Source organism: Chryseobacterium gleum, assembly GCF_900636535.1.
Classification (GTDB): Bacteria; Bacteroidota; Bacteroidia; order Flavobacteriales; family Weeksellaceae; genus Chryseobacterium; species Chryseobacterium gleum.
Genome location: NZ_LR134289.1, coordinates 2,280,361 through 2,293,684, shown reverse-complemented (window position 1 = coordinate 2,293,684; position 13,324 = coordinate 2,280,361). Strand labels below are relative to the sequence as shown.

Below are 13,324 nucleotides of genomic sequence, written 5' to 3'. Positions count from 1 at the left end.
ATAAAAAAAAATCTCCTAAGGGAAGCAAAAACACAAATGATGAAAAAAATCCCGTATAAACGGGCCAGATCAAATATAAATATTTTAATAGAAAATTGCAATGAGTCAGCTGAGTTTATTTGATACGGAAGAGTTTTATAAATTTCCAAAAGACCTTTTGGAATACAAGGAACATTTCCTGAGCAGCAAAGAAGCCGATGAATTGAAAGATATACTGCTGAAAACGACACCTTGGGAACAGCGAACTCAGAAGATGTATGATAAAACAGTTGTAACACCCCGCCTTACTGCTTGGTATGGAGGAAATGATAGCTCTTACGATTCAGACGGAAATGTTTCAGGAACTAATCCTTGGACTCCCGAGCTTTATACTTTAAAAGAAAGGATAGAAAAAGAATTTGGGTATCAGTTCAATGGTGTTTTATTAAACCTGTATCGTGATAATAATGATTCCGTGGCATGGCACAGAGATAAAGAAAGCCGCTATGGAAAACGACCTGTGATTGCATCAATCAGTTTAGGTCAAACCAGAAACTTTGATTTCAGAAAAAAAGACCATCATCAGAGCAAATACAGTTTGCCATTGCCTCACGGTTCGTTACTCATTATGAAAGGGGATTTACAGGAAAACTGGGAACATCGAATTGCTAAATCAACAGTAAAAATGAAAGAAAGGATTAATTTGACCTTTCGTTTAATTATTTAAATAAACTCTTACTTATCCAATTAACTTTTCCTATTTTAGAAAAAATAAGAAAGTATTAATAACCATTATTTTATGACTCAAAAAACACATCGGATTAGTTTTCATTTTTTCGATATCGGCGGCGGTGATGCTATTTTTATCAGATTTTTAGGAACAGATTCCCAATGGCATAATATACTTATTGATGGAGGATATGGTAAAGAGTACAAAAATTCTTTTGCCCCATTAATAAAAGAAATTTTGTCTTCTGGCGAACAAATTGAAAATTGGATTATCAGCCATATAGATCGCGACCATATCGGTGCCGTAAAAGGTTTTGTCGTGGACAAAAAAATTGAAAATAAACAAGACGCTGTAAAGAATTTTTTATTTAATCATTCTCCTGAGATGATAAAGGAATCTAATGGGAAAATCTCAGTCGGTGACGGGATTTTACTTAGGGATTTTTTAACTGCAAATAATCTTCTTACCACAGTGCCAATAAATACTGAAACATTACCAATTGAATGTTTTGGTTTTAAAATGACCATTCTTTCACCTACACCTGAAAAGGAAGCTGCTGCAACAGAATTGTGGAAAGAAGAAGAAAGTAATGGTAAAATTGGTAGAAAAGAAAATCAATCCGACCATAAAAAAATAATTGAAGAACTTACAGGGAATGAATTTAAACCGGATACAGATCCTGTTAATGGAAGCTCTATTGCTGTTCTTGCCGAGTTTGATAAGGTAAAAGTACTCTTATTAGCCGACAGTCATCCCTCTGATATAATTGACAGTTTAGATGCATTGGGGTATAATAAAGATCGGCCACTGCCCGTGAAGTTTATGCAATTATCACATCATGGCAGTAAAGCCAATACCTGCCCTAAATTGCTGGAAATAGTTCAGACCAATTGTTATGTGATAACTGGAAACGGTATCCATAACAGACATCCGGATAAAGAGACTATAGTTAGAATCATTACGAACGAGAGAAGAAATTCTGAAATTATCAAAATTCATTTTGCTTGTGATACTCAAGAATTGAGAAATATCTTTGAGGTCGATGACGACGCTTTTGAAAGATATACATTTGAATGTGATTATTCACAAATAGGACCTGACAGCTTAGAACTTTCGTACCTGCCCTTAACTCATAAAATATGAATGAAAATATACCACAGCTTTCTACAATCAAAATCAGATGTAACCACGAAATTGCTACAGCAGTAATTTTCTACCCGAGTCCTGATGTTGATGACGTGTATGTCTTGACTGCAAAACATTGTTTAGAAGGTAAAAAGTTCGATAAAGAATATGTAAATACGGATATTAAACTTGAAGAGATTTTTAATCAGGAAACATCAGAATTTCATTCATACAATTTGACCGAAACAGATATTGTTATTGTGTCAGATGATGATGAGGATATGGCATTGTTGATTCTTTCTAAAAAGAATATTCTTCCACTTACAGGTAAACAATTTTTTTGTCAGGTAATTGATACTGATGAAATGGTGGAAGATTATCAAATTAGAGGGTATGCTAATTTTAATGATCAAGAGGCAGATCGATCTTTTCCTATGAAATTTATCGAAGATATCAAGAGCAATCGATATAAATTTACACTAAAGTCTGAAAATTCTCTCGATACATATTATCAACAGGCCTTGGAAAATGTTGAAGGATTGTCTGGAAGTGGCGCTTATTCTATCTTGTATGGAAAAACTTATTTTACAGGTATTATTCATACATACGAGGACGGTGGATTTTTTTTGGCGACCAAAGTTTTAGCATACAATAAGCTGATTCCATATCCTAAGTTCAGTCTGATCAATTCTATCAAACCGGAGACAGATAAAGATGTTCTCTTAAGTTATGAAGAAATGGAAAAAAATGAACAAACCACTAATTCTAGAACTAGAGAAAAAATCGGAGATTTTAATGTTCCTCGTGATAATATAGACCTCCTGCAATTGCTTAAAGAAAAGAATCTTGTAGTGGTTCATGGAAACCCGGGAGTTGGAAAATCGGCTTTGACAAAATCAGCTGTAAGTGATTTGAAAATGTCTGGAGATCGTAGTGTTTTAACTTTTACCGCTGAAAACCTGTATTGTGAAACAATTAGTGAAGCTTTGATAAAAGCCGGATGTAAAGTTAGTATCGAACAAATATTGGCAAGTCCTTTATCAAATAAGTATTTTTTAATTTGGATAGAAAGCTTTGAAAAACTAATAGAGTCAGGTAGCTCGGGAGCATTTAATGAACTACTTCAGATACTGGAAAAAAATAAAAATATAACTATAGTTTTAACAATAAGAGACTACTTATTACAGAAGTTTAAAATCGATTACTATTATGAGCTGCCAGAAAATATTGCTTATTTTCAAGTAGGTGAATTTAATGATGCTGAGGTTGAATTAATCGTTGAAAAAATTCCTGACTTACTGCCATTGATGGAAAATTCTAAGATTAAGCATCTTTTGAGAACTCCTTATTATCTTGATAAAGCTGTACGAATTATACCAGAACTATTAAGTGAGGAACACTTGGACGAGTTACAATTTAAAAGGTTAATGTGGAAATATATTGTTGAAGACAATCAATCACGACGAGGAACTGTTTTCTATGAGATTTGTCTTAAAAGATCTAGAGAAATGTCTCTTTTTACAACATATGAGAGCGATAACAGTGTGACTGCTGATCTTGTTAAAGATAATATTCTACAGTTGGATGATATGTCCGATACCAGTGCTTACAGTCCTTCTCACGACATATTGGAAGATTGGGCATTGATCAGATTTATAAGAAATCAAAAATCGGAGATTGCAAACTCAAAAGATTTTTTACTTTCGATAGAAAATACTCCCGCCATGAGAAGGGCATTCAGATTATGGATGGAAGAGTTTTATGAATATGAACCGGAAGCTTCCGTATATTTTATGCACGAGCTCTTAAGTGATGATACTTTGTCCCCTTCATGGAAAGATGAGCTACTGATTGTTTCACTTAGATCAAATCATTCCAAAGTACTACTGGATAGTTTAAAAGTACAGCTTCTTGAAGATGAAGCGAAATTGTTGGATCGCATAATCTATTTACTACAAACGAGTTGTAAAAAAATAGATCCTCAAAAAAGAAATTTTAATGATCTTCTGCCTATTGGCTCCGGATGGGATTATATAATTGATTTTATCAAAGCTAATATTAATGAAATTAAGCTGCAAAATTTTGAATTAAAACATTTGACTCTTATTGAATCATGGTCAAAACAGCTCCCTGAATTTAACCAAGGCATACTTCCATCTGGTGCAAAAAGCGCTGCTTTTCTGTTGGAAGATTTTATTTTTAGGTTGCAGGGTCGTTCAATTCAGAGGAGATTAGGCAGGAGATCTTCTGAATATTTAAAAAAATATATTAAAATTCTTTTTAAATTGACGGCAGCCGATCAGGAACTTATTGCTTCGATTATTCAAGCTTGCTTGATTCCTGAAACAGGTAATGAAAGATGGACTGATCCTGCTTTTCTACGAGAAATAAGAGCTTATATTACCGGAGGTGTTATTTCAGATCAAATTTGTCGCTTTTTCCCTGAAGAAGTTATTCAAATGGCTACTGAAGACTGGGCTCAAAAGGAAGAGAAATATGCACCGGGGAGTATTAATAGTATGCTTATTCGAGAGCCTAAAGTAAATGATTTTGGTTTAAATAAAGATTTAGAATATGATTATGGATTACCATCAGGTTATCAGACTTTTTTTTATTGGATGTTTTTGTATCACGGTGAAAAAGCTCTTGATTTCCTTATTCCATTTTTAAATGATGCTTTTGAAAAAAATTATGAAATTCTTCTGTCTTTAAAAAAGAGAGGGGTGGAAAGGATTGAGGTTGTTTTTGAAGATGGATCGTGTGGTGTATACTATGGGAATCCTGAGTACTGGTCTATGTACCGAGGATTTTCAATTTATGATAAGGTCTTAATATCAGTGCTGATGGCTTTGGAAAAGACTTTGTTAGAAATTGGGGATAAAAAAGATTTTTCAACAGCACGCATATTTTTAGACAGGTTGATAAGAGAGTCTAACAATATTGCCATTTTAGGAGTGGTCTGCAGCATTTTACAAGCATTTCCTAATTTAGTTGATGAAACTTCTGTCTCCTTATTAGGTGTCCCACTGTTTTTTAAGTGGGATTCTACAAGGTCTACTTCGGATATGATGAGAAGCAATGTCTATAATGACGAAGAATTCGAAAGAAAAGAACGAATTGCCGCAAATCAAAGAATTCATCGCAATAAGTATTATGTAGGTTTAGTTGGATTTGTGGCTGACTATATGTTTTATCAACGAGAGTATAATGAACTTTTATTCAAACAGGTCGACAGAATGTGGGAGAATGTCAAGGAAGATGATTGGCTTTTTAAAAAGTTTTTGTTTGATATGGATGCTAGAAAGTATGAATTTAAACATTTTAATCAAAAGGGATATGAAAATTATGTTCAGGTAGTTCCCGGATATGATGATACAATTAGAAATGTTGTAGAAAGTGGGAATGATTATACAGTTCCGACAGCTAATACGACTTGGGCAAGAAAAGTTTTCGAATACGAAGAAGTTGATGATCATAACTATGAAACTTGGAAAATAGGATATGAATTTATTTTGCAACTAGATGGTAGACGAGAAATTATGGTTTCTCCAGGTACTATGGCGTCTATTGCTCTTCGTGACTTTTCAAATCAACTTCAACCTGATGAAATTGCATGGTGTTGTGAAACTATTATCAATTTAGAAGCAAAAAAATTAGCGAAAACAGATCCATACGCTATTAATTTTGATTTATTGGATAATATACCTTCTCTTAAAGGATTATGCTATATTTTTAAAGTTGATATTGAGCAAGATTTAAAATTGAAGGTTAAAGAATTAATTTTCCGTTTACTTTTAAAGGGTCTTGACGCTAGGGAACGAATCGCTTTGCAGCACGCTATTTTACAGGAATTAGTATTATTTGAACCTGATTTTGTTTTAAACTGTTGGTATGGATTAGCAGAAGCCATCGTAATTCTAAAGGCACAAAATAAAGAAAGCGAGAGAAAGCGAATGTTATATCATCAAGGGAAATTAAGTGCTCGTGATTTTAATAAGTCGGAAGAAGACAATTGGTCGGAAGTACTAATTAATTCTGTTATCAAAGGAAGTATAAACATACCTGATGAAATTATCGTTTCATTAGACTTACATACTCAGTGGTACTTGGATGACATGCTTCGTATCATCCCATGGAATACGGCTCTTCCTGCTCACCACAAATTTATTCAGGATGTTCTGACACTACACACTGTTTTTTTAAATGATCCCAAATCAAGCATGCTGGATTTTTATGAAAGTAGACATGCATTTACTTTTTATTATCCACGATATCTGCTGAATCAGCCTACAGAATTATCATTACCTCTCTTAAAAAAAATACTTGATTCAAGTATAGAAACACCTGAAAAAAGTATCCCTGATGATTATTTAAAATTTATATATAAGTTAGTTGAAGAGTTTATTAGAGCAGCGATAGGTAGAATTCAACTCGAAAATTTCTGGATATTTTGGGAATTTTTGAAAGATTGGATGATCAATAACAGCAATGCGAGATTTCTACCAATTTTTCTTTTTGACATTGACTGGGTGGAGAGCTCTGAAAAATGGTCAGTATTGGATGGTAAAAGCTTATATTTCAAAGATTTTATAATTACTTTAGGATTTAACAGAATTAATTCATCGATAAAATTTTTAAGTGGCATTGCATTTTATAATTTTATGCCTAACTCAATATCATGGATTGTTCCCATGCTCCAAAGCCAAAATGCTGAACTGGTCGAGAACGATATTTTAGAAAAATTCGTTGAAAAAGCTTTTTATAAATATGGTGGTAAAATAAAAAGAGATAAAAATACTTTAGCTGACTTTCTATTTATTTTAGATTTTCTAGTCAAAAGAAGTTCTCCTAAAGCCTATATGTTACGAGAAGAATTACTTCAATTTAAATAATTAACATTTTGTCGTGAGATATTTTTGGGAAATATATTAATAAAATTGGAAAATAAATGAATACAGAAGATTTTATAAGATTGATTGAGGGTCAAACGGAAAGCCCTTCACTAGATTTTAAAGCAAACAGTCCTTGGGATTATAAGAAGCTAACAAAAGATATCTTGGCAATGTCAAATCTACCAGATGGAGGTCACATTGTAATTGGAATTGAGGAAAAGGATAATGAATTTATTAATGTAGGAGTTGACCAGAAAAATATTATCACTTACAAATATGATGAAATGCGAGATCAGGTTTCAAAATATGCAGAACCAATGGTAGATTTCAATGTCTATTTTCCGGAAGATAGAAACGAATTAAAATATGTGGTAATCAAGATCTTCTCTTTCAAAGAAATTCCAACTCTTTGTAAAAAAACTCTGGACGGAGAAATGAGAGCAAGTACTTTGTATTATAGAAATACAAATAAGAGACCTGAAAGCGCAGCCATATCAAATGTCAGCGATTTGCGAGATCTCATTGAGTTGGCAGCCGTTAGATTAATGCAACGCAGAAAAAGTTTTGGCTATACCATTCCCAATATTGACGCAGAAATATTTGACGCAGAAATAAAAGCTTTTCAGCAGACATCATCATATGAATTAATAAAATCGAAAGGCAATTGCGAAGTTTATATAACTCCTCTTCAAAAAGGTAATTTACATAGTCTTAAAAGATGTCTTGAAGTTGTCGAAAAAGCACAGGTAAAGGCGTCATGGTCATTGCCATTTATACCAAGAACGTTACACGAGGGTAGTTTAGTTACTGCTGAAAATTCTTACGAGGCTTTTTCCGATTTAGGAGCTCGAAAAGAACTGTGGAGAATGTATTTGTCAGAGAGTTTTTGCATGATTAACAGCTTTGTAGAAGACTGGCTAGAAGGTGATCATTTGAGAGGGGCTTGGGCATCAAAATTTCCTTCTGGTCAATACTTGTTTTATTATACAAGTATTATACATTATCTTACTCAACTATATGTTTTTATTGAACACTTAACAATAGAAGGATTATATAAAGAAGGTTTGAGTATTTCTATTATATTTAATGAGTTAAAAGATAGAAGATTACATTTGGACAGCGAGAATCACATGCCGCTTATGAAGATAAGAACGACAAAAACAGATAAAATCACTATTAATGAGGAATATTCACGATTAGAAATTCTGGAGGGAGGTATAAATATTTCAAGTTCTATAATTTTAAAAGTTTTAGATTACTTTAGTTTTTACCCTTCAAAAGAGTCAGTTTTACAGATTCAGAAACAGTTCTTAGAAAAAGGTTACTAAAGAAAATTACGTAAATTCAGTTCAATTTTAGAACCTATTTTAAGATGATTTTTTGAATATTTAATATGTACATCTATATTAAAGAAGTATTATAATTTGGAAAGACCAATATTGATATAAGAATTTAATATATTATTCATCTAAAAATCAAGTGTAAATTAATATATAATTTTGTTTTGAAAAAAATGAAAATTAGTTTACTGAAAAATTGAGTTAAAATTAAATTATGGTGGCAATATTATTTAAATGTACATATCTAATTTTATCTAAAAGCATCAGTTTTTTTCTATAATTATAAATGACTTAGATGTATTGTAGGTATTTTATTTTTTTGATTCGGCATAATCAAATGTATAATTTCCTTAAAATTTTAGGATAAAATATTTTTTTGGTAATTATATTTTATACATTTGCATTATGAAATTTGTAAGACTACTTTTCATCATCTATTTTGTGGCGTTATCCATAATGCCATGTCTAGATAGTGCAAATGCTCAGTCTTTTAAGCAAGATTTCAATTATTCTTTAAGTTCAAAGACACAAGAAGATTCACATTCGAAGGCAGATTCTTGTTCTCCATTTTGTTCTTGCAACTGTTGCAGAACCACGGTGGCATCTTATAAAATCGAACCAATTCTAGTTTTTTCAAGAATCGCTACTGCGTTTTTTTCTAAGAAAATCCATTTTCAGAAAAACGACTTCGCTTATTTGGTGTACGACCAAATCTGGCAACCGCCTAAAATATAATTTTTATTGATATGATGGAAGGATTCCCTTTCATCTAAATTGTCTTGGAAACTTTGCAATATCATTGCACTGTAATCCTATTCATCTTTGCATCATCTTTTAAATTCAGTTTTATACTGATTTTAACTTTGGGCAATCCAATAAAAATTAAATTCAATGTTAGATAAAATCATAAGATTTAGTATCAAGAACAAGATTGTCATTGGTATCATGACCTTGTTATTGATTATTTGGGGAGTTTGGAGCGCAACCAAACTGCCAATTGATGCTACACCGGATATTACCAATAATCAGGTGCAGATCATCACAGTATGTCCCACACTTGCTGGACAGGAAGTAGAACAACTTGTTACCTTCCCAATTGAACAAAGTATCGCAAATGTACCAGATATTGAGGAAACTAGGAGTATTTCTAGATTCGGTCTATCAGTGATTACAGTTGTTTTTAAAGAAGAGGTAGATATTTATTTTGCTCGCCAACTGGTTACTGAAAAATTAAAACAAGCAGAAGAAGAAATTCCCCAAGGTGTTGGAACTCCTGAACTTGCCCCTGTTAGTACTGGACTTGGAGAAGTTTATCAATATATCCTGCATCCCAAAAAAGGCAGTGAGAAAAAGTATGATGCTAAAGAACTGCGAACAATGCAGGACTGGATTGTGCGAAGACAGCTTAATGGAACACCTGGAGTTGCAGAGATCAACAGTTTTGGCGGTCAGTTAAAACAATACGAGGTCGCTGTAAATCCAGACAGATTAAGAGCGATGGGCGTAAGTATATCTGATATTTTTACCGCTCTCGAAAAAAATAATCAGAATACAGGAGGTGCTTATATTGATAAAAAGCCAAATGCATATTTTATCCGTGGAATCGGTTTGGTAACATCTTTAGAAGACGCAGGGAACATTGTAGTTAAAAATAATACGGGCAGTGTTCCAATCTTCATAAAAGATGTTGCTGAAGTGCGTCTGGGAAGTGCTGTGAGATATGGTGCAATGACTTTTAATGGTCAGGTCGATGCTGTGGGAGGTGTTGTTATGATGCTAAAGGGAGCCAACAGTAATGAAGTGGTGAACAGAATTAAAGAAAAGATACCAGTTATACAAAAATCTCTTCCTGCAGACGTTGTAATTGAACCTTATTTAGATAGAACCGACCTGGTTGGAAGAGCAATCGACACAGTAGAAAAAAACCTAATTGAAGGTGCACTCATTGTCATCTTCGTACTTGTTATCTTCTTGGGTAATTTAAGAGCAGGTTTAATTGTAGCATCAGCTATTCCATTATCATTACTGTTTGCATTAGGAATGATGAATGTGTTTGGTGTGAGTGCTAACCTGATGAGTTTAGGAGCGATTGATTTCGGGCTTATTGTTGATGGGGCAGTTATTATTGTGGAAGCTACCTTACATCATTTAGGCTTGAATAAATCAAAAAAAATGCTTACCCAAGCAGAAATGGATGAAGAAGTTTTTCTTTCTGCATCCAAAATCAGAAGTAGTGCAGCATTTGGAGAAATCATTATTCTAATTGTATACATTCCGATTTTAACATTGGTGGGAGTAGAAGGTAAAATGTTTACGCCTATGGCTAAAACTGTGGGATTTGCTATTTTGGGCGCTCTGATTTTATCATTGACTTATATTCCGATGATGAGTGCTTTATTCTTATCAAAAAAGATGAGCCACAAAGAAAATTTCTCTGATAAAATGATGAACAGAATTCAGAAAGTTTATCAGCCTTTATTGGAAAAAGCATTAAAAATAAAATATTGGCTGGTTGGAGGAACCGTAGCTCTCTTTGCTGTAGCAATATTTGTTTTTGGGAGAATGGGTGGTGAATTTATACCTCAGTTGCAGGAAGGCGATTTTGCATTCCACTGTATCCTTCCACAAGGAAGTTCCTTAAATCAAAGTATTGAAACTTCAATGCAGGCTTCAAGAATTATAAAACAGTTTGATGAGGTAAAAATGGTTGTTGGTAAAACTGGCGCTGCTGAAGTACCTACCGACCCAATGCCACCGGAAGCTACTGATATGATGGTTATCTTGAAACCTCAGAAAGAATGGAAAACAAAGAAAACGTATGACGAACTCGCTGATGAAATCTCAGAGAAATTAGAAGTGATTCCTGGAGTTTTCTTTGAAAAGAACCAACCTATCCAAATGCGTTTCAATGAGTTAATGACAGGTATTAGACAAGATGTTGCAGTTAAAATTTTTGGTGAAAACTTAGATTCTCTGGCAATTTATGCTGATAAGACTGCTAAGGTAATACAGTCTGTTAAAGGTTCTACATCTCCCCAAATTGAGCGTGTAAGCGGACTCCCTCAGATTAACGTAGAGTATGACAGAACCAGAATGGCCAATTACGGATTAAACATTGAAGACGTTAATAATGCAGTAAGTACAGCTTTTGCAGGTAAATCAGCAGGTCAGGTTTTTGAAAATGAAAGGAGGTTCGATCTGGTTGTAAGATTAGACAGTTTACACAGAACAAATATTGACGATGTTAGTAATCTAATGATTTCTACTGCCTCTGGAACGCAAATTCCACTCGCCCAGGTTGCTAATATTAGTTACAAATTAGGGCCTGCCCAAATCAGCCGCGAAGCGGGAAAAAGAAGGATTGTAATAGGTTTCAATGTGAAAGACCGTGATGTTGAAAGTGTAGTTAAGGACATACAATCAAAGCTCGATAAAGAAGTAAAACTTCCTGCAGGATATTATTTTACCTATGGAGGTCAATTTGAGAATCTTCAGGCAGCAAGTAAGAGATTAATGATTGCAGTTCCAGTATCGCTATTCTTAATCTTTATGCTGCTTTATTTTACATTTAATTCATTTAAGCAAGCCACTTTAATTTTTACGGCTATTCCTATGAGTGCGATTGGTGGTGTATTCGCATTATTATTGAGAGATATGCCATTCAGTATCAGTGCCGGAATTGGCTTTATTGCTTTATTTGGTGTTGCCGTTTTGAATGGAATTGTATTGATTGGAACATTTAATCAATTGGAAAAGGAAGGCGAGACCAATATTCTGAAAAGAGTAATGGAAGGTACAAAAACAAGATTAAGACCTGTTTTAATGACTGCAACAGTAGCTTCATTAGGATTTTTACCGATGGCTATTTCTACAGGTGCAGGAGCTGAAGTGCAAAAACCTTTGGCGACAGTTGTTATCGGAGGTTTGGTTACGGCGACTTTCTTAACATTATTTGTCTTACCAATGTTGTATATTATTTTTAATACCAAGATTAATTTAAAAAAGATCAATAACAAATCGGTAACCGCCATTGTGGTTTTAGGATTTTTATTTTTAGGACAGACTTTTAGTGCACAACAGGGAAGAACCATAACAGTCGAAGAAGCTACACGTACTGCTATTGAGAATAATCAATCAATCCGATCGAGAGATCTGGATATTAAAGCTACACAGGCATTGATTCCAACGTCCAAAGAGCTCCCGAAAATGAATGTGGATGCTCAATTGGGGCAGTATAACTCTAAGAAATTTGACCAATCATTTTCGATCTCCCAAACGATTCCATTTCCAACTTTGTTCAAAGCAAGAAAAGAGTTGATTGCGGAACAGATTAAAGGAAAGCAAATCAACAGGGAAGTTTCTATGAATGAATTAGCGAAACAGGTTCGAACGTATTATTATCAAATTGAGTATTTACAATTTAATAAATCCAAGCTTAGCAATCTGGATAGTTTATACAATGACTTTATCAGAGTTGCAACGGTTAGGTTTAAAGCCGGAGATATTAAAAAAATTGAAATCAATACAGCTGAAACACAGAGAGGGGAAATCAACTTATTGCTTAAACAGAATGAGGTTTATCTTACCAATGCCTATAAAAATTTAAAAACATTGCTAAATATTGAAGAGGATATTTCAGTTCCATTTGATCAGAACTATCATCCGCTACAAGCACAATATGTTTTAGACAGCAGTGCCATTGCACAGCATCCTACCGTAAAAGCTTTTTATCAGGAAATGCAGATTGCGGAAAAAAATAAGAAAGTTGAAAAATCTTTGGGACTTCCTGACTTTACCATCGGATATACTAATCAGTCATTGATAGGATTTCAAACCATCAACGGGATGGATCAGTATTTCAATGGAGGAAACAGGTTTCATTCGGCAACAATTGGTGTTTCTATTCCTTTGACATTTGGAGCTACGAAAGCAAGAATCCAGTCTTATGAATATCAGAGACAAATGGCAGAATCAAATGCAAAATTCCAGCAAAAGCAGCTTGAAGCGCAATTGCAAAATGCATTTAATCAATATCAGCAAAATGTTAATCAGTATGACTACTACGTTAATCAAGCGATTCCAAATGCTGAGAAAATTGCCAAAGCAGGACAATTAGGTTATAAAACAGGAGAAATTTCTTATGTAGAATATCTTTTTGCACTGCAGACTTCCACCAATATTCAGCTTAAATACCTGGAATCTATTCAACAGGTCAACGAATCTGTAGTTATCATTAATTCAATCATCAATAAATAGAC

At 33.7% G+C, this 13,324-nt stretch carries 6 protein-coding genes; all 6 read left to right on the top strand.

Annotated features, from left to right (window positions below):
- The first annotated feature begins 100 nt into the window (after positions 1-100).
- The 6 genes from EL165_RS10445 (at position 101) to EL165_RS10420 (ending at position 13,322) form a co-directional block, all read left to right on the top strand.
- The gene (locus EL165_RS10445) at positions 101-706 is read left to right on the top strand and encodes an alpha-ketoglutarate-dependent dioxygenase AlkB family protein (RefSeq protein ID WP_002977361.1); all 606 of its coding nucleotides are present in this window, start codon (positions 101-103) and stop codon (positions 704-706) included.
- A 72-nt stretch (positions 707-778) separates the two neighbouring features.
- Positions 779-1,852, top strand: a complete 1,074-nt coding sequence (locus tag EL165_RS10440; protein ID WP_002977362.1) for a ComEC/Rec2 family competence protein — start codon at positions 779-781, stop codon at positions 1,850-1,852.
- Positions 1,849-6,726 (top strand): NACHT domain-containing protein, encoded by a 4,878-nt coding sequence (locus EL165_RS10435; RefSeq protein WP_002977363.1) that lies wholly within the window; start codon positions 1,849-1,851, stop codon positions 6,724-6,726. Before EL165_RS10440 ends, EL165_RS10435 begins: the two co-directional genes overlap by 4 nt.
- 56 nt (positions 6,727-6,782) lie before the next feature.
- The gene (locus EL165_RS10430; protein WP_002977365.1) at positions 6,783-8,054 is read left to right on the top strand and encodes an ATP-binding protein; all 1,272 of its coding nucleotides are present in this window, start codon (positions 6,783-6,785) and stop codon (positions 8,052-8,054) included.
- Between the two features lie 417 nt (positions 8,055-8,471).
- Positions 8,472-8,801 carry a DUF6660 family protein gene (locus EL165_RS26640; RefSeq protein WP_050791101.1) on the top strand — a complete coding sequence of 110 codons (330 nt, stop codon included), beginning with the start codon at positions 8,472-8,474 and terminating at the stop codon, positions 8,799-8,801.
- Positions 8,802-8,957: 156 nt separating this feature from the next.
- Positions 8,958-13,322, top strand: a complete 4,365-nt coding sequence (locus EL165_RS10420) for a CusA/CzcA family heavy metal efflux RND transporter (RefSeq protein WP_002977367.1) — start codon at positions 8,958-8,960, stop codon at positions 13,320-13,322.
- Positions 13,323-13,324: the final 2 nt, after the last annotated feature.